This window comes from Vibrio sp. 811 (assembly GCF_033339195.1).
Genome location: NZ_JAWOUB010000006.1, coordinates 1 through 16,414, shown reverse-complemented (window position 1 = coordinate 16,414; position 16,414 = coordinate 1). Strand labels below are relative to the sequence as shown.

Below are 16,414 nucleotides of genomic sequence, written 5' to 3'. Positions count from 1 at the left end.
GCATCAATGGATGCCCTTGTCACTTTTAGCCTATGGAATTGCGGGTAATTGAGTCGCTAATTTAGTGAAGGAGACCGAGCCAATTAGCCCCCTTACATAGAGCCATACCTGTAGTCCCATACTGATCGTTGTTGGAATAGTTTGATGATCACTTGTTAAATAGGCATACAAACACTATCCAGAGCGTTGTAAGCAAAAGTAATGGGGTGAATACTTTCTGGATAGAAGCGCCATCAGTTAAATTGTAAATTTTGATGGATTCATTATAGAACGCTCGTTTGAATTCTTTGAAGCTAATGTCGCTCTTCGCATGCGACTGTTCATAGTGCTGGTGCGCAGCGTCCGATAGCTGGTATTCCAAGTCTTGGAGCTCGTACTCCTTGTTAAAAAACGCATCCCAAGCCGAAAGGCGGGCTATCGTTTTAGGAGATGGATCCCCATTTAGTTTCTCTAGACGTTTAGCATAAGCTGCTTGATATTTATCCACGGTATATTCCTGTCTGAATAGACGTTGAGTTAGAACATATGTAAAAAAGAAAAATAAGTAATAAAAGGTTTTTTACGTTCTATACCTGTGATAAATGCTAAAAATTTCAATGCTCTAGCACTCCGATGTCGCAAATGATATTGATGGAATTGCTCTGCGACAAATAAAATAATTACTCTAGATAACAACGAATTTTTGTTGTTTTTTTAAAAAACTGATCATGAGATTGAGTGGGGATTTTTACCGAGAAGAATTTCGCTACTGTAACTGTCTATATTTACTCAAAAAGAGAAAATCTTAGAAGCTTTCTTTGATTGATGTGAGATATTTTAGGTCGAAAAGCATTAATTTTGGCTATGCTTATAGTTCGTCTTTTTTGTTGTTGAACTCTACTTCGAGGGGGAAAGAACCCATATTTCGAGCATAGGATAGCTCGCTTTTTCGTTACGTCGTTCTTGGAGTTTGAATCAGTGACGACGCTATGAGTCTAGCATCTTGAACTCACTTGGGTGTATTAATTAATTATAAAAGTAAAGCAGTGCTGAGCTAGGATAAACTTCAACGTAAAGGTGACGGTATGAATATACAATCAGCCATTATTGAATATGCGATAGCGATTATAGGCTTACTTTTGACGGGCGTTACCCTCTGAGCATGACTGCCCAGAGGATAGAAAGCGCATTAGCTTTTTGCTAACGATTGATGTTGTATCGAGCCATTGCAGCTTCTTCTGACGATACAACCGTTTTACCAATTGGTGCGAGTGAAATAACCGCTAGCTTGAGGTGTTGGAGCGCAAACGGAATGCCGATTATGGTGACAAAGCATGCTGCTGCAGAAAGTACGTGACCGATAGCTAACCAAAGGCCTGCAAATACAAACCAAAGGACGTTACCAATAACGCCGAGCGGACTGGTGCCAATGTCCATTTCATTGGTCAATTCATCGCGTGAGATGGCCTCTTTACCGAATGGGAAAAAGGAAAAATTACCCATAACGATACACGCACGCCCCCAAGGTATTCCGATGATGCTAATAAAGGCCAAAATACCAAAAAACCACCATAGCAACCCCATAAATACGCCACCAAATACAAACCAAATGATGTTACCAAGTGTTCTCATTCTATTTCCTTTATTCTTGAATGTGATGATACAGATACCTGAGAGCACCGTAAAACAAATCTAAACCGTCTGTTTTGTCGATGTGTGCTTTTGTGCCCTCATTCACCTGATTGATAGAATAATCGCCGTAGTCTTAACAGAGAATGAATGCCTTCCTTAAGGCAAGTCTTTTTAGTATAGAGCGTAATACTCAATCAAGCATATAGCCAAGAATCGCATTATCTAGAGACAACTTTCTCGAGATATTGACAAATTTGCTCTGCCAATCGATGGCTGGCAATGTTGCGTGTTACTACTTCATCAGCAATATTTCCAGACTCAACGACGCCAAACCAATCGAGCAACATCGAATGGAAACCTTTACTCGTCAGCATTGGCGTCCAGTCTTTCAAATTGATTTTTTGCTCTTGGTTAGCTTGCCATAGTTTGCCTTCAACGAAGGAGTCGAACTCAACTGCCTTGTTTGCATAACAAGCTTGAACGCGCTCTGTAGTGATACCGAAGTGGCGATTCATCGAGGCGTGGAGCAAAGTATCTCCATGTTGCCACTGAATATCTAAACGCGCCAACTGATCACCTTCAAGTTGATGAGTTACATAAGCATCTTTTAGATCGGCTTTGGCTGTGACGTTAACGCTGTCTAATGGGTGAATAAAATCATCAAATATAAAGGTACGAACATCCCCCGGTAGTTGGTGACGGTTCTTTTCCCAGCGTAGCGACTTTAAGTCATATATGTTGCCTTGCTGCACTTGTGGCATATGTTGGTTGTAAAGTGGAATGTGACGACGGTTAAAGCCCACATAGAGTGGCTGTCTCTCTTTTTCGGCAATGTCGTACAGCTTTTCCACGTCATCAGCACTGTTCGCTAATGGTTTGTCGACAAAGGTTGGAATTCCATGCTGCAGAAAAAATGCCGCTATTTGAGGGTGTACGCTTGTTGCCGCATGAATCATGACGGCATCGACGCCAAAGTGTAGAAGTTGCTGGTAGTCTTGGCAGATCTCTGAGATTCGATACTGCTTAGCCAGGCTCTCAAGTGTGTTTGGGTTGCGGGTACAAAATACAAGTTCGATATTTGGAAGCTGAGTGATAACAGGAAGGTATGCTTTCTGAGCGATATCCCCTAGACCAATAATACCAATTTTCATCCTAGTCCTTATCTCGATGTATGGGTCGCGGACTGTCAGTATAACGCTTGGCGCGGCGATGAGTTTAAATACCTTGTTAGAAAAAGCCTGATTCACACTTTGAGCCAGGCTTTATTGAATGATTTAGGAAACGGCTCGGCAGGCTTTGAATATATCTAACTTGCTATCGTAGGCTTGAGTTTGTACATCCATAATGCCTAATAAAGAGTGGAACACGTTATCATGTGAGTATTGGCCTGCATTCTGTGCTTGTTTATACAAACAGTCGGTATTGATCTGCTTCGCTTGTTTAAAGCCCGAAGACAGCCACATAATCAAAGGAACGCGTTTTTGGAAATCTGGTGCAAGGCCATAAGGCATACCATGTAAGAACAATCCGTTTTCGCCTAGTGACTCACCGTGATCCGATATATAAATTAGCGCGGTATTATACTCAGACTCTAACGCTTTAAGTTTTTTGATGGTTTCTGCCAATACATGATCGGTGTAGCGTATTGTATTGTCATATGTGTTCACTATTTGTTCGATGCTACAGTTTTCGATATCTGCACGTGGACAGTCTGGTTTAAAGAAGGCGTTGTCTCTTGGGTAACGCTGAAAGTAGGTCGGACCGTGGCTTCCTATAAGGTGCATGGCGACCACTCGGTTACCGTGCATATCCGCGACTTCCTGATCAAAATGATCTAATAGCGCCATGTCGTAACAAGTTTGGCCATTACACATAGGGCTTACTTGCTTTCGATCCACTTCGATTTTCTTGATCTTGTGGGCTACTTCTTTATCCCCACCGTCATTTTCTTTCCAAATGAGGTCAACCCCGGCGCGCTGCATTATATCGAGAGCATTGTCCTGGTTATCCGCTTTGGTGCGTTCAAACTCGTTTCGCGTGAGCTGTGAAAACATACAAGGCACAGATACAGCAGTCGCGGTGCCACAAGATGCGACGTCTTGAAATGAGATAACATCCAATTTACTAGTATAAGGGTTTGTCTCTCGTGTATAGCCATTGAGTTGGTAGTTCTGCGTTCGAGCGGTTTCTCCTACGACAAAAACCAGTAGTGTTGGTTTGTGCTGTGCTTGCTGTACGGCGCTATCTGACTGCTTTGCATCTGTGCCGATTTCTCGATATGGCTGTGGCGTGGTGAAATATTTCTCCTTCACATACCCGGTCGCGCTGTAAACGAACTGGGTGGGTATGATGATTTTTTTTAGGTGGCTATTGTTGCGCCCTACAGATGCGTAGTCTTGATAGTACACGCTGGCAATGACGGCGATGACAGCTAGCGACGACAGCATCGATACTAATTTGGTAACAGAGAAGTACAGTAATTGGTGACGTTGAGATTGCAGCTTGACCTTAAAGACAATCATCGCTGGGATAACTCCCATAATCAGCGTCCAAATTACAGAGTGAGCACTCAGGTAAGAACTCGCCTCGCTCGAATCGGTTTCAACAATATTGGCAATCATTCCAGAATCGAAAAGTGTGCCATAGTTATAGCTTGCGTAGCTCACCATACTTGAAACAATGATTAAAATTATAAAGAACGGCTTGCCGATCCAAGGCCAACTAAATAAATTAAAAAGGAAATTGAGCGCGGCAAGAAAGAAAATTGGTATTGTGATAATAAATCCAATCTTGACATTATCTAAGTGTGTAAAGATGCCGATCAGTTCTTTATAAATAGGGATATTTACGACGAGAGCGAAATACAGCGCCAACAGGAAAGTAAAGGTAACGTAAGAGATACCTCTCTGTTGTAAATCATGTGTCTTCATAATGAGTGTCTTGAATAAAAATTAGAGCAAGAACGAAGCCCAAATAAAAAGGGCAAGAGTTAACGCAACAAATACTGCTGCTGAACCAATATCTTTGGCTCTACCACTGAGCTCGTGCCAGTCATCGCTAACACGGTCGACAACCGCTTCTACGGCGGAATTAATGAGTTCGACGATCAATACCAAGAACAGGCTACTGATCATCAGCACTCTTTCGTATGTGGTGACAGGAAGGAAAAAAGCACAGACGGAAAGCACCAAGGCGAGAATCAGTTCTTGTCTAAAAGCGGCTTCGTGTGTCCATGCGGCTTTCAATCCTTGAAATGAATAGCCGGTCGCATCCATGACACGGCGTATACCTGTTTTACCTGGCTTCAAAATATGACCTTACTATTTAAGCATTGGGATGGAACACATATCCCAGAGAGGTAACGAGATTAATCGTTACAGCGTGAAACATTTGTGAATAGAATCCATCGCGCGATAATTTAAGAAAAGTGCTTATTTAATCAAGATCGTAGACGGTATAGCCTTTGTGCTGGAGGCATTTACGCAATACGAGAGATTGAGTTTTGGTTGAATCATTTGTTCCACTCAAAGCACCAGCTCCAGCTCCTACAGCACCGCCGGCAGCAGCACCGACAGCCGCTCCACCTAATCCGTCTTCTAGCGCACCAGCAGCTGCGCCGATCAATGCGCCTGTAACTGCCCCATTAGTGGCTTCAGATTTCGCTGCCTCTGATTTGTCGACATTTTCTGCATAGCCTTGGCAGTAAAGAAAGTCTTGTTCATATGTACTAGGGTCGACATTGGTCATGTCGACGACAGGTTTTTGGTTGTAGGCGCAAGCTGTAAGCGTAGAAGTAAGCGCCATAATCAGGATAAAAGATTTATACATGAGTACTATCCATTTAGTGTGTGAATCTTATGGATTAAATGTACACTGTTTTATTGTTGGGCTCTGTCGCTTGAGTGTATTGAAGTGTCGTCTTCTGTAAATGGGGTAGGAAGGTTAAGTTAACTGTCTGATTTTTTGAGGCTAAGTGTGAAGCAAGCTCCTCCAAGTGGGCTATGGCAAATCGAAACTTCTCCACGTTGAAGCTCCATTATCTGTCTGACAAACGCCAAACCGAGCCCAAACCCGCTCGTCTTTTTGTTGCGAGATTCATCCGCGCTGTAAAATGGTTCGAATAGATGAGGCCAATGCTTTTCTTCAATACCTATGCCATCATCATGAACATTGATGAAGCAGCGGTGCTGATCGTGTTTTATCTCTACTAAAATCTGCTTATCCGCGTACCGCATTGCATTGCGCAGCAAGTTATCTAAGGCTCGCTTTAACAATTTTGGGTCAGCAAACGCGAGAACGTTTTCTGAGTTTACTTCTTGAAGCGAGATAGCGAGCGTAGTCTCTTTTTGCCATCTCTGTCGTAATTCTTTGACTAAGTTGAATAGGACGACTTCTTCTTGAGTTTGTAATGCTGTGTCAGGACGCTCCATCTTTGCGTAGTAAAGCAATTCTTCAACCATTTCTTCCATCTCGTCAATGTCTTCGACGATACTGTAAACATACTTTTTCTGTTGTTCAGTTAAGGTTGAATCCGATAACAAATCTGCTTGCCATTGTAAGCGGAAGATTGGGGTACGCAATTCATGTGCAACGGCGTTAGTTAGCATTTTATTGCTAGTGATCAAGCGAGATACTTTATCGGCCATCGTGTTAAAGCTTTTGTTTAACGTCCCAACAGACTTAGCGCTTGAGGTACTAGCTCGAGCCTTGAAGTTACCTGAGGCAAACTCAACGGTCACTCTCTCTAGCTCTCGAATCCGACGGCTTAAGAACCAGATCAACAATATGCAATACAGAGCAAATCCAGCTAAAAAGAACAACCAAACGATATTGTCATCAAAGTTGGCAGCTTTAACCACAGGGCTATTCGGATTATCGCTCATTTTAAAGATAGGCGTGCTCGCATCTAGGCGGAACCAGATATCCCTTTCTTCATCGTAAGCGACGTTAACGGAGGTATCACTTTCAAACGCCTTTTTGATGTCTGTTGGAAGCTCTTCAAGCGTATGAGGCACCAACAAACGATGGCTTGATGTGGCAAATTGTTCCAACTGTTGTTGAGTATATTCTAATCCGTGTTCTTTATAGATAGGGTAGATCAGATCGTGAAAAGCTTGACCCTCATGCTCTTGTAACAGGTAGTCATAATCTGTGTTGATCTCATAAACTAAGAACTCGTATCCCCACAAGCTAGCCATAAACAGAATGATAAGGCCAACAAAGCTTTCCAGATAAATCCGTCTCATTATTCATTCCATGCATCAGGCATAAATAGGTAGCCTTTGCCGCGAACGGTAATGATTTTTTGTGGTGAGCAAGAAGCATCGCCTAGCTTCTTTCTCAGTGTCACTATGCGATTATCAATGGTGCGGTCTGTTCCATCGTATTCAATACCACGCAGTGTTTTGGTCAGCCACTCGCGTGATAGTGTTTTTTCAGCATGCGTAGCAAGAACCCACAACAAATCGAACTCGCCGTCTGTCAGCGCAATTTCTTCTTGGTTCATTACGCACGATTTACGCAACCGGTTTAAACACAGAACACCAATTTGTAGGCCGTTTTCGGACTCGGTAGGCGCCGCCTCTTTTCTTCTTAATAGCATGCGAATACGAGCTAGCAATACGCGAGGTTTGATGGGTTTAGTAACAAAGTCATCTGCGCCTATTTCTAATGCGGCGACATGATCGAAGTCATCATCACTTGCTGTCAGCATCAACACTTTGCCTTTGTAGCATTCTCGGATTTGACGACATACACTCAGACCATCTTGCCCGGGTAGCATCAAATCTAACAGCACCACGTCTGGTTGTGTGTCAATAATCGCATTAGGTGCGTCCGTCCCATTGTCGATACATTTGACCTGAAAACCTTGTTCAACAAAATACTCACCCAACATAGTTTGTAATTTGGGATCGTCTTCCACAATGATTAGAGATGGTTTGATTTGTTGTGCGTTCATTTAAGTGATGTATACAATATTTAATATCAATGGAACTTAAACAAATTTACGAATTATTTCAAATAAAGCTTTCTCAGAATAAGGTTATCGGATGAGTTAATTGGATAAAATTGCCAATTAATGATTTAAATCTAATCACCAATCACATTTCGAGAGATGTAAAAAGGCGCAACGTTTGCGCCTAGGTATGGAATCTTAAAGCGAAATTACCGCTTATTCGGTGGTACATACGACGCTGTTGTCGCTGCCAAATGCATTTGGAACGTAAGCATCAGCTTGTGGGTCATTTTCCCACTTCGCGTCATCGAGCAAGTAACGGAACTGAACATTCCGCGCTTTAGGTAAGCGGGTTTTAAATTTAAACTGACGACTTTTCTTCACTAATTTCATCGGTTCTGGCTGCCAGTTGTTGAAGTCTCCAGCAATTTGGACAGAGTCCCACTGATCTTTATCTAGCTCGAACGTGACTTCGACTTCATCTTTTGTCTTAAAGAATCTTTTTTTAAGCATTGATCTTTCCTTGTTCGTACAAAAACTGTTCTAACTATTACTCGTGTTTCATAATGATTTCAAGTTTTATCGAATTGTTGCTGGTATCTGATGAGGGGAGTATCCGAACGGTGAATAGCTCGTTGTGCTGGTTTCGTGTACTGAGGGAGCGTTAGAGAGAAAATTCACTAGCCTAAAATAGTCAAAGAACAGAGTTTGTTAGCGAGCCGAGAGTCCGTATCTTGAAGTCAAACCGTTATCATGTATTATCTTAAATCACCATTTTCCTTGATGTAGCTATGTTGAAGTTTAACCGTACATTGTTGACTGCGATAGTTTGCTTAGTTGCTATGCTTTTGAGTAGTGTCGCTCCTGTGGCGCAGGCTTCCGCTCCGATGAAAACAATTGAAGTACGCGATCTTATTGTTCAACAGGCTGCTCTGCACAAACAACTTGGCGTCAATGACGACTGCGTAGAATCACATCACGATGAGTCAGCCATCAATAAGGCACAACAATCTCACACGAGTTGTAGCTCTTCCTGCATGGTCAAAATTCCCGCCAACTTATCTCAAAACGACTTACTGCTTCTTCCTTATAGCCTTGCTTTGATTGATAGGCCTCTAGTCGAAAAAGTAGTGACAGTGATCACCAAGCTTTATCGTCCTCCGATTGTTTAATTCCTCATCTCAAATTACTTGGGGTTTACCCCTTTTTACCAAATGAAATGATTTGGCATTTGAATGCCACAAGGAAATAAACAATGAAAAAACTACTTGCCTTATGTAGTGCAATTTTACTGACTTTTACCGCTCATGCAGCGCAATTTGAAGAAGGGAAGCACTACAAAGTTCTGGATGTTAAGAAAGCATCGAAACCTGTTGTGACGGAATTCTTTTCTTTTTATTGCCCACATTGCTACAAGTTTGAGTCGCTTATTGAGCGTTTAAAACCTGCTCTGCCAAAAGAGGCAAAGTTTGAAAAGGTACATGTGGGGTTCATGGGCGGAGATATGGCGATTCCGATGGCCAAGTCCTACGCGACGATGGTGTCGCTCGGGGTTGAAGATACAATGATTCCTGCCATGTTTGCCCAAATTCATCAAAAGCGACAAGCGCCAAAAGACGAAGCTGAGCTGAAACAACTCTTCGTTGATAATGGCGTAGAAGGTAAGAAGTTTGATGCGGCTTACAACAGTTTCGCCGTAAACTCAATGCAGAAAGGTTTTGATAAGCAATTCTCTGCCAGCACGTTAAGAGGGGTTCCGGGTGTGGTTGTGAACAATAAATACATTGTTTTGGCCAACGAAATTCGTACTTACGACGAGTACAATCAATTAGTTAATTACTTATTGACGCTGTAACTATAAATAGCATTGAAGCTTAAAAATGGCGACAGTAGAGTCGCCATTTTTTATGCTTATCACACTCGTATTATCTAAGAACGCTTGTACATGCTTGAGTCGGAACACTAGTCATAAATATGGCATGCGGATAAAACAAGCTAGCAGCAGTGATTGCAACATTACATGGCTGAGCAATCGTGGTTTTAATCACATTGGTAAGCACAGAGCCTGTATTATTTACTGTTTGAGCGGCGGCTTGTTGTGCCTGGTAAGACACGCAACCTGTCGTTGCATTGATCATCGCAGTGCTAAACAAAAGTTTGCGAAAAAACATATTCATATCCTTTGTGAATGCTTTGAATTACTTATATGTGGATTGATTCATAAATGAAACAAAACAGTGTTCAAAATATGTGTGCATTCACGAAATGAACATTGTTTTATAAAAAGACGTTTTTTTGTGATCTTAGTACTGGACAGACCAGGTTATGAAACTAAAGCCAATCCGTGCATTACGATTACGCCGAAGGTCAGTTTGCTCCTCATTCCTTGATATCCCTTGGGCTCGGCGTCTTGTTCGACTTTCCTCACGAGCTTTTCTGCATACCAAACAGCAAGGTACCCAATTGCTAAGAGTAGGGTTGCGACTGCGTAATGTTTGTGGCCCTGCAGTAATGCGCCCCAAGCCAGTAAGACAAAAAGGTTGCTGAGAATTAATATATTTCGGCTAAGGCGATGGTAGTAATGCTCAATGCCATTACCCCAAAGGATGCCGGATAAAAAACTTAATATAACGGCGCTATATGCGATGAAAAATTGCTGACCACTTAAATTGAAGAGTGAGATGTCAGCGAAAATCAGCCCTAAACTAAACACAAATGGAACTAGGCCTAAGTAACCGAGTTGTAGCATGGTTGAGCGTGTTGTCATGGTCGTCACCTTATAATTGTTGCTCTATCATATTGGTAAGCGTAGTACTTGTCGGTGATGTGGAGCTTGGAAAAGTCGCAATAACTTTACCTTCAGAGCTAATTAGAAACTTGTAGAAGTTCCATTTTGGTTTTATGCCTGCTTGGTTAGTAATCTGGTTGAAGACTGGGTTCGCATCTACACCTAATACTGAAGAGCGAGCCATCATTGGAAAGGTTACCCCGTAATCGAGATAACAGACTTTCGCTGTGTTTGTTTCGCTTCCTCTATCTTGTCGAAAGTCATTGCTCGGGAAACCGATAACGGTGAAGTTTTGGTCTTTGTAAGTTTGATAGAGGGTTTCTAACTGTTCGAACTGAGGAGTGAAGCCGCACTGACTTGCTGTATTGACGACTAGTAGTGTCTTTCCCTTAAAGCTTTCGCATAGATCGACTTCTTCCGTTGAGTTTAACAACCTTTGCTTACCTTGAAGAATATCAGGGCACTCAGATGCAAGAGCAAGCGAATTCATGGAGAGAAAGCTAACGAGAGCGGCGAGTTTCAGTAATCCTTTCATGGTGTTGTTCCCCTTGTTTTCAATAAGTATAACTACTCAAGTGCAAAGAGGATCGATCAAAAAAGCCGCACAAATGCGCGGCTTTTTTCAAGAGCTGAGATCTGACTACGCCAGTTTCAACTCGAACTGGTTCAGGTACATTACCATGTCTTCAATCGTCAGTACTGGCATGTTGTGCAGGCGACCGAATGCTACGATCTCCGGTGCCTTTGCCATCGTGCCATCTGGATTGGTCACTTCACACAGTACGCCAGCGGGCTGAAGCCCTGCCATTTGCATCAGATCAATCGTACCTTCTGTGTGACCACGGCGAGTCATTACACCACCTGGACGTGCGCGCAGAGGGAATACGTGACCCGGGCGAGCAAGGTCTTCCGGTTTTGCGTGCGGGTTTGCCGCCGTTTTAATGGTCGTTACGCGGTCTGCTGCTGAAACACCCGTTGTTACACCAACTTTCGCTTCAATAGAAACCGTAAATGCGGTTTGGTTTGCGCTGTTGTTGTTTACCACCATTGGAGGCAGTTCCAGTTTGTCTGCTTGAGCATCTGTTAAGCACAAACAAACGATGCCGCTACATTCGCGGATCATCAATGCCATTTGCTCGTTAGTGAGGTGTTCGACTGAATAAATGATATCGCCTTCGTTTTCGCGATCTTCATCATCAAGAAGCAGTACGCCACGGCCTTCTTTTAAAGCGATAAGTGCGTTTTCAACGCGAGTAATTGGGTCGCCGAATTCGGCAAGTAGTGATGACTGATTCATGGTTAACTCCTAAATTTCACCAGAATCAGGGCGGTATGAGAGATCGCCGTAAAATACGATCAAAAAGAAGTGCACCAGCATTCTTAGCGATCTGACTCGCTATGCTGGTGTATTCTTATTCTCTTTCATCCGGACTATAACCGTCGGCTCTGGCATCTCACCAGATCTGCTGACCTCGACGAATCGAGCGCTCGCGGGCTCACTTGAAAAAGTATACCGCCGGTGGGGAATTTCGCCCCGCCCTGAGAACAATTAAAAATGTACCACTTCATCCAAGTTGTGAAGAAGTGGAGCTAGGATAGTACTGCGAACTGAATAGCTTGGAAAGTCGATTCCATCTGTATGATGGAAAAGTGTGCTATCGACGGAAATAATCTGTGCGAATAAAGTGATCAATCTGCTGCGGCACGAAGGTGTTGTAAATCAGGCTCGTATGCGTTTGCTTCACTTCGATATGATCTTGCATACCGTCCAGTCTTGTCTCTTCTACGGTAACGGTACCGTCCGACATGGTGTTGTCATTACGGATCAACAATGGGCGAGCGCCAATCGGCATCGTTCCTGCGATACTGCCGAGTTTTTGAGGGAAATCCCAGGCGTCATCATGTTTGTTTAATCCGTGGTGTGGCGAATTGCCTAAAATTGCACCCAATCCGAGATCTTGAATTCGGCCTACAATGGACGCGCCTTTAAGAGGCGAACCGATAGCGACAACATGAGAGATTAAGTTAGTGCTCGGTTTTCTGTTGGCGAGATAGCGCTTAATCATCAAGCCTCCCAAGCTGTGTCCCACGAGCACGTTTGTGGTCAGTGGATTAAGCGAATGATCAATAGAATCAAACAGTGAAGACTCATCGATAGCAACAGTGTTATAGCTGAGTACTTGCGTTTCGTATCCGAGTTTTCTCAGCTTTTGGCTAAGAGGCTGCATGACCAGCCCATGCATATAAAGACCATGTAAGATGATGATTTTCATAATACCTCCTAGATTTATGACGTTGTAGATATCCTACTCTAATTAACAAAGAACTACTTGCCCTTTGTGGTGCATATTTACGTTTTGCTGCAAAGTTTGATCGGTATAGCAAGCGACTCAGCCCAGTAAATCCTGTACTTGTTGTTGCAATTGATGACGATTTAAAGACGCAGGACTTAACACTTCACCGATAACAACATCCACTTTTGACCAAAAACGAGTCGGTCGTTTTGTGAGAGCATGTCCGCCTTTGTGGCTGAAAAAAGAACCCCAAAGCCCTTTTAACGCCATAGGGATGACAGGAACAGGGTTACGTTCAAGGATTTTTTCTACACCAGGGCGAAACTCACCCAATTGACCGTTAGACGTTAAACGACCCTCAGGGAAGATACAGACAACCTCACCGTCGTTAAGTGCTTGTTCAATCTGTTCAAATGCTCGTCGGTAAGTGTCGGCACACTTACGTGGAGAACAGATCGGGATAACACCGGCATGACGGAATACATATTTAAGAACAGGTAGCTCGCTGATGGACTTGTCCATCACAAAACGAACCGGGCGAGTAGAGGTTCCCATCAAAATCAATGCATCGACATAGCTAACATGGTTAGCCACGATTAACGCAGCACCTTGTTCAGGGATATGTTGGCGCCCCTTTACGGACACACGATACATACAATGGCTGAGTAAATAACTGATAAAGCGTTGTGTAAATTCCGGTACTTGGCGATAGACATAGATCGCCACGAAAAAATTACTTATTGCCATCATGGTAAACAGTTCCACAATAGAAAGCTCTAGTACGCTGAGTACAACGATCGAAACCAAAGCAGACACCACCATAAACAACGCATTCATGATGTTGTTAGCAGCAATGGCACGTGCACACTCCCCTTTGTTTGAACGCGATTGGATGAACGCATAAAGAGGAACAATAAAGACACCGCCGCTTACACCAACAAGGAACAGGTCAATCATGACGCGCAGATGTTTGGATTCAGCAACGAAGCTTTGCACATCATAAAAGTGCACCGGAAGTGATAGATAACTTGGGACTGCCCATAGCAAGTCGACGCCAAAGACTGTCAGACCAAGGATACCGAATGGCAAAATACCAAGCTCAACGTGGTTGAAAGAAAGTTTTTCACACAACCAAGAGCCTGTCGCGATACCAATCGAAAACAATGCCAACAGTAAAGAAACGACAGTGCTATCTGCGAACAAATGTTCGCGTGCGAAGTTAGGGAATTGAGTTAGGTAAGTCGCACCCATGAACCAGAACCAACTGATGGCAAGAATAGACATCCAGATGCCTCTCTGTTTTTTTGCCACTTTTAACGTGTTCTTTAAACCAGAAATCGGTTCAAATTTCGCTTTGTCATTCGATTGGCTAGGCATCGTTGGAATATTCACGCTGCTCATGAACCCAAGCAAAGACAAGGCAATCACGGTACAAGAAGCAATCAAGGTACCATTAGGAATGGCTAGCAGCAGGCCTGCGCTAAGCGTACCTATAAGAATCGAAAGAAACGTGCCCATTTCAACCCAAGCATTTCCTTTAACAAGCTCATTTGGTTTGAGCGCTTGTGGTAGTAAGGCGTATTTCACGGGGCCAAAATAGGCCGATTGAGTGCCTGTCATAAACAGCAGAACCAGCATCAGCATGGCACTTTGGGTGGCAATAGCGGTTGCTGCGCAAGACATGATAGCTAGTTCGATGAGCTTTAGACGTCGGATTAATTTGGCTTTGTCCATGCTGTCAGCGACGGCACCAGCATGCGCTGAGAATAGAAAGAAAGGTAGGATGAATAAGCCTGCCGCCAAATTAACGAATAGATTGACGGATATTGGTAGGTTATCAATTTGGCTGTATGTCACCATCAATAACAGAACGTTTTTGTAGATGTTGTCATTGAGTGCGCCAAGGCATTGCGTCACAAAGTAAGGAAAAAAGCGTTTTGAGAAAAACATACGGGCCCCGATTAAACAAAGTCGAATGAGATGGGAGCACTTTATGCTCAATGAACGATTAAACCAGCTTTCTCTTTCAAGTGACGTTGTACGCCACCAAAAGTAACGAAATTCGTTACTTTTATTTCCATTTATTTATTGAGTTACTAATTGCGAGACTTGTTGGGGAGTTTTCTTTCCCATGGTTCAAACAGAGGGAACGTCCAACGACGCATCGCAATAATCAGAGAGGTGCCGTGTTTTTCGTCCATATCGAGAGAGCTATCATTTTGGCAAGCCTGATAAAACTCATCGATGACCTTTTGCAGTTTCTGTTGTAGCTTCTTGTTGGTTGGTACACTCATCAATCCTGTTGCCATGGACAACTTTTCATCTTCACCAGAAAAGTAGCTTTGGAAAAAGGCGTCTTGAACTTGCTGTTGGAAGAACCGTTGAATAGGGCCGCCCATCTGCCACTTAAATGTCGGAGATATACGCAAACGAATTTTGTTATTTGGCTGCAAGTCGATGATGTTCAGCCGATCCAAATGAGCAAGCTTTTGCACCAGTTCCAACTCATTGAAGGTGTATTGCTGAACGATTTGTTCAAACTGATAGCCATTTACAACACAGATCGCCACGAGCAGCAGGGCTTTATCGTCAACCAGCTGCTTTTCTTGCTCTAACGTTAGCGACTCTAGACCTTTATTGTGCGCAGCCGCGAGCTTAAATAGTTCCGCCATTTCTAAACCAATCAATTGGCAAATTCGTTCTAAGCGCTCAAGGCTAATGTGCTGACCTTCAGCGAGTAAACGTTTGACGCTTCCTTCACTTAAATTAAGGTGTTGTGCAACATCCGCATAATGCAGCCCAGCTAACTTTAGTTGGCGTTTAAGCTCTTTAATTAACGTATAGCTTTCTGACATTTACGCTGTTACCTCGTCGTGTAACTGCTCTAGGTACGTTTGCATAAAGGTTTTGCGTTTTTGCGCTTCGCGTCTCGCTGACTCCGTGTTCATGGTTTCAGCGATTTTGAATAACTTGGTTTGAAAGTGATCCAGAGTGAATTGTTTATCGTTAAGTTCACGTTCTTCGGCAAATATATCGCTGTCGTTGTAAAGTTGCGCGTTAAATTGAGTGCTGACTTGAATGCATCGCGTCACGCCAATTGCGCCTAAAGCGTCCAGACGGTCGGCATCTTGGACGATTTTGGCTTCCAACGTATTTGGCCTGATGTTTGCGCTAAAGCTGTGTGCCTCTATCGCATGAGCAATGGCATCATGATATTGCTGCGGATAATCGATACTCTCTAAAAATGCGACCGCTTTTTTGGCTGCGATGATTGAGCTCTCTTTGCGATTTGGGTGATCTTTCGGATAAGTAAAGCAATCATGCAAATAGGCAGCCGGTAATACAATCGCGATGTCTGCACTTTCTTCTTTGCAGAGCTGTTTCGCTGTTTTGACCACGCGTTTTACGTGTTTAAGATCATGAGCTGCATCCACTTGCATCTCTTGCTGCATAAATTCCAAAAATTGCGGTTCTATCTGGCTTAATGACGTCATGGTTCATATCTACAACTAAAATGAAGTCAGAAGTATGCCCAACGCTTAGAATAATTTCCAAGTGCGATGGTGTAATTGAGATTCAGCCACCAGAACCTTGTGCAACGTTTGGTACTCAGCCGTTTTATATGGCCTTTCAATGTGTTCAGTGGTTTATGAGACAAGAATAGACAGAGCGAGCAGTGATGTTTACCTGACCCGTCCTGATATGGGTTGACACTTTTTAACTAAAACGCTCGATGTACTTCATCGGGCGTTTTGTATTTTAAAG

General features: G+C 43.2%; 19 protein-coding genes and 1 riboswitch. Of the genes, 2 read left to right on the top strand and 17 right to left on the bottom strand.

Features of this window, described 5'->3' with window-relative positions; all coding sequences use genetic code 11:
- Positions 1-148: 148 nt before the first annotated feature.
- The 9 genes from R7Q46_RS11415 to R7Q46_RS11375 all read right to left on the bottom strand — a co-directional run bounded on the left by R7Q46_RS11415 (position 149) and on the right by R7Q46_RS11375 (position 8,080).
- A complete protein-coding gene (locus R7Q46_RS11415) occupies positions 149-487 on the bottom strand; it encodes a hypothetical protein (RefSeq protein ID WP_017635147.1) in 339 nt (112 codons plus the stop codon).
- 692 nt (positions 488-1,179) lie between these two features.
- The gene (locus tag R7Q46_RS11410; protein ID WP_005373685.1) at positions 1,180-1,611 is read right to left on the bottom strand and encodes a YccF domain-containing protein; all 432 of its coding nucleotides are present in this window, start codon (positions 1,609-1,611) and stop codon (positions 1,180-1,182) included.
- Between the two features lie 218 nt (positions 1,612-1,829).
- Positions 1,830-2,762 (bottom strand): Gfo/Idh/MocA family protein, encoded by a 933-nt coding sequence (locus R7Q46_RS11405; RefSeq protein WP_054729308.1) that lies wholly within the window; start codon positions 2,760-2,762, stop codon positions 1,830-1,832.
- Between the two features lie 123 nt (positions 2,763-2,885).
- The gene (locus tag R7Q46_RS11400; RefSeq protein ID WP_170890196.1) at positions 2,886-4,541 is read right to left on the bottom strand and encodes a phosphoethanolamine transferase; all 1,656 of its coding nucleotides are present in this window, start codon (positions 4,539-4,541) and stop codon (positions 2,886-2,888) included.
- Between the two features lie 21 nt (positions 4,542-4,562).
- Positions 4,563-4,886 carry a diacylglycerol kinase gene (locus tag R7Q46_RS11395; RefSeq protein ID WP_005385571.1) on the bottom strand — a complete coding sequence of 108 codons (324 nt, stop codon included), beginning with the start codon at positions 4,884-4,886 and terminating at the stop codon, positions 4,563-4,565.
- 160 nt (positions 4,887-5,046) lie between these two features.
- Complete coding sequence (locus R7Q46_RS11390) at positions 5,047-5,439, bottom strand: hypothetical protein (protein WP_005385575.1); 393 nt, start codon at positions 5,437-5,439, stop codon at positions 5,047-5,049.
- Positions 5,440-5,558: 119 nt separating this feature from the next.
- Positions 5,559-6,857: an ATP-binding protein gene (locus R7Q46_RS11385; protein WP_318077509.1), complete on the bottom strand. Its 1,299-nt coding sequence runs from the start codon at positions 6,855-6,857 to the stop codon at positions 5,559-5,561.
- Positions 6,857-7,570 (bottom strand): response regulator, encoded by a 714-nt coding sequence (locus R7Q46_RS11380; protein WP_005373673.1) that lies wholly within the window; start codon positions 7,568-7,570, stop codon positions 6,857-6,859. The genes R7Q46_RS11385 and R7Q46_RS11380 overlap by 1 nt, the downstream gene beginning before the upstream one ends.
- Before the next feature lie 213 nt (positions 7,571-7,783).
- Positions 7,784-8,080 carry an isoamylase early set domain-containing protein gene (locus R7Q46_RS11375; RefSeq protein WP_053349287.1) on the bottom strand — a complete coding sequence of 99 codons (297 nt, stop codon included), beginning with the start codon at positions 8,078-8,080 and terminating at the stop codon, positions 7,784-7,786.
- Positions 8,081-8,358: 278 nt separating this feature from the next.
- Here R7Q46_RS11375 and R7Q46_RS11370 point away from each other — a divergent pair, with 278 nt between their 5' ends.
- Positions 8,359-8,739: a hypothetical protein gene (locus R7Q46_RS11370; RefSeq protein WP_005373669.1), complete on the top strand. Its 381-nt coding sequence runs from the start codon at positions 8,359-8,361 to the stop codon at positions 8,737-8,739.
- 83 nt (positions 8,740-8,822) lie between these two features.
- Positions 8,823-9,422, top strand: a complete 600-nt coding sequence (locus R7Q46_RS11365) for a thiol:disulfide interchange protein DsbA/DsbL (protein WP_137282779.1) — start codon at positions 8,823-8,825, stop codon at positions 9,420-9,422.
- Positions 9,423-9,492: 70 nt separating this feature from the next.
- Here the strand turns inward: R7Q46_RS11365 and R7Q46_RS11360 are convergent, their stop codons facing one another.
- From R7Q46_RS11360 to R7Q46_RS11325, 8 genes are all read right to left on the bottom strand, one after another.
- Complete coding sequence (locus tag R7Q46_RS11360; RefSeq protein WP_213914940.1) at positions 9,493-9,738, bottom strand: hypothetical protein; 246 nt, start codon at positions 9,736-9,738, stop codon at positions 9,493-9,495.
- Between the two features lie 152 nt (positions 9,739-9,890).
- Positions 9,891-10,334, bottom strand: coding sequence for a DUF3429 domain-containing protein (locus R7Q46_RS11355; RefSeq protein WP_005373660.1), 444 nt, complete (start codon positions 10,332-10,334; stop codon positions 9,891-9,893).
- Positions 10,335-10,344: 10 nt separating this feature from the next.
- A complete protein-coding gene (locus tag R7Q46_RS11350; protein ID WP_033906358.1) occupies positions 10,345-10,890 on the bottom strand; it encodes a glutathione peroxidase in 546 nt (181 codons plus the stop codon).
- 105 nt (positions 10,891-10,995) lie between these two features.
- Positions 10,996-11,652 (bottom strand): 3,4-dihydroxy-2-butanone-4-phosphate synthase, encoded by a 657-nt coding sequence (gene ribB / locus R7Q46_RS11345; RefSeq protein WP_005373655.1) that lies wholly within the window; start codon positions 11,650-11,652, stop codon positions 10,996-10,998.
- Between the two features lie 113 nt (positions 11,653-11,765).
- A riboswitch (FMN riboswitch) is annotated at positions 11,766-11,906 on the bottom strand.
- A 104-nt stretch (positions 11,907-12,010) separates the two neighbouring features.
- The gene (locus tag R7Q46_RS11340; protein WP_005373653.1) at positions 12,011-12,628 is read right to left on the bottom strand and encodes a hypothetical protein; all 618 of its coding nucleotides are present in this window, start codon (positions 12,626-12,628) and stop codon (positions 12,011-12,013) included.
- 117 nt (positions 12,629-12,745) lie between these two features.
- A complete protein-coding gene (locus R7Q46_RS11335) occupies positions 12,746-14,599 on the bottom strand; it encodes an MFS transporter (protein ID WP_213914939.1) in 1,854 nt (617 codons plus the stop codon).
- A gap of 146 nt (positions 14,600-14,745) precedes the next feature.
- Entirely contained in the window at positions 14,746-15,504 is a 759-nt protein-coding gene (locus R7Q46_RS11330) for a helix-turn-helix domain-containing protein (protein ID WP_213871429.1), read from the bottom strand.
- On the bottom strand, positions 15,505-16,143 hold the full coding sequence (locus tag R7Q46_RS11325; protein WP_115386528.1) for an HD domain-containing protein: 639 nt from the start codon (positions 16,141-16,143) through the stop codon (positions 15,505-15,507).
- Positions 16,144-16,414 lie beyond the last annotated feature (271 nt).

Bases quoted from the DNA above. Each gene is read 5' to 3' on its own strand.
- R7Q46_RS11410 (WP_005373685.1), bottom strand. From the start codon at position 1,611: ATGAGAACACTTGGTAACATCATTTGGTTTGTATTTGGTGGCGTATTT.
- R7Q46_RS11405 (WP_054729308.1), bottom strand. From the start codon at position 2,762: ATGAAAATTGGTATTATTGGTCTAGGGGATATCGCTCAGAAAGCATAC.
- R7Q46_RS11400 (WP_170890196.1), bottom strand. From the start codon at position 4,541: ATGAAGACACATGATTTACAACAGAGAGGTATCTCTTACGTTACCTTT.
- R7Q46_RS11395 (WP_005385571.1), bottom strand. From the start codon at position 4,886: ATGGATGCGACCGGCTATTCATTTCAAGGATTGAAAGCCGCATGGACA.
- R7Q46_RS11390 (WP_005385575.1), bottom strand. From the start codon at position 5,439: ATGTATAAATCTTTTATCCTGATTATGGCGCTTACTTCTACGCTTACA.
- R7Q46_RS11385 (WP_318077509.1), bottom strand. From the start codon at position 6,857: ATGAGACGGATTTATCTGGAAAGCTTTGTTGGCCTTATCATTCTGTTT.
- R7Q46_RS11380 (WP_005373673.1), bottom strand. From the start codon at position 7,570: ATGAACGCACAACAAATCAAACCATCTCTAATCATTGTGGAAGACGAT.
- R7Q46_RS11375 (WP_053349287.1), bottom strand. From the start codon at position 8,080: ATGCTTAAAAAAAGATTCTTTAAGACAAAAGATGAAGTCGAAGTCACG.
- R7Q46_RS11370 (WP_005373669.1), top strand. From the start codon at position 8,359: ATGTTGAAGTTTAACCGTACATTGTTGACTGCGATAGTTTGCTTAGTT.
- R7Q46_RS11365 (WP_137282779.1), top strand. From the start codon at position 8,823: ATGAAAAAACTACTTGCCTTATGTAGTGCAATTTTACTGACTTTTACC.
- R7Q46_RS11360 (WP_213914940.1), bottom strand. From the start codon at position 9,738: ATGTTTTTTCGCAAACTTTTGTTTAGCACTGCGATGATCAATGCAACG.
- R7Q46_RS11355 (WP_005373660.1), bottom strand. From the start codon at position 10,334: ATGACAACACGCTCAACCATGCTACAACTCGGTTACTTAGGCCTAGTT.
- R7Q46_RS11350 (WP_033906358.1), bottom strand. From the start codon at position 10,890: ATGAAAGGATTACTGAAACTCGCCGCTCTCGTTAGCTTTCTCTCCATG.
- ribB (WP_005373655.1), bottom strand. From the start codon at position 11,652: ATGAATCAGTCATCACTACTTGCCGAATTCGGCGACCCAATTACTCGC.
- R7Q46_RS11340 (WP_005373653.1), bottom strand. From the start codon at position 12,628: ATGAAAATCATCATCTTACATGGTCTTTATATGCATGGGCTGGTCATG.
- R7Q46_RS11335 (WP_213914939.1), bottom strand. From the start codon at position 14,599: ATGTTTTTCTCAAAACGCTTTTTTCCTTACTTTGTGACGCAATGCCTT.
- R7Q46_RS11330 (WP_213871429.1), bottom strand. From the start codon at position 15,504: ATGTCAGAAAGCTATACGTTAATTAAAGAGCTTAAACGCCAACTAAAG.
- R7Q46_RS11325 (WP_115386528.1), bottom strand. From the start codon at position 16,143: ATGACGTCATTAAGCCAGATAGAACCGCAATTTTTGGAATTTATGCAG.